The sequence below is a fragment of the Ureaplasma zalophigenitalium genome, assembly GCF_025780055.1.
In the GTDB taxonomy this organism is placed as follows: domain Bacteria; phylum Bacillota_I; class Bacilli_A; order Mycoplasmatales; family Mycoplasmoidaceae; genus Ureaplasma; species Ureaplasma zalophigenitalium.
This window is the reverse complement of sequence record NZ_JAOXHJ010000037.1, coordinates 1-339: the sequence shown is the minus strand read 5'-3', so window position 1 is coordinate 339 and position 339 is coordinate 1. Positions and strand designations below refer to the sequence as shown.

Here is a 339-nt window from a genome sequence, read left to right as displayed (position 1 = left end):
TAAATGAGCGCTTCGCATCATATTCAAGCACACTCACGGCTTGCGAATCAATGCTGGGTGCTACATCAAAAACAAAACCCACATTCACCCGTTGGGTTACAAATTTAAAGACATCTAATAATTCTTCTTCGTTTTCGACTTGGTTAATAATTTTAATCGCTAATTTCTTTTGTTCGCGATTAAAAACAGTATCTAAAATACTATTGATTTTCTCAATGTATTCTTGTTTTAATTGTTCTAACATACATACTCCCTATATTTATACTCTAACTAATATTTTAATATATAAAACCGACTAGAACCGTTTTTATAAAAATCGTATCTTTATTTAAGGATTTT

The 339-nt window shown here is 29.8% G+C and carries 1 pseudogene; it reads right to left on the bottom strand.

The features are described from left to right. Positions 1-244: pseudogene (locus OF365_RS03250) on the bottom strand (site-specific DNA-methyltransferase); the annotation flags it as partial. Positions 245-339: the final 95 nt, after the last annotated feature.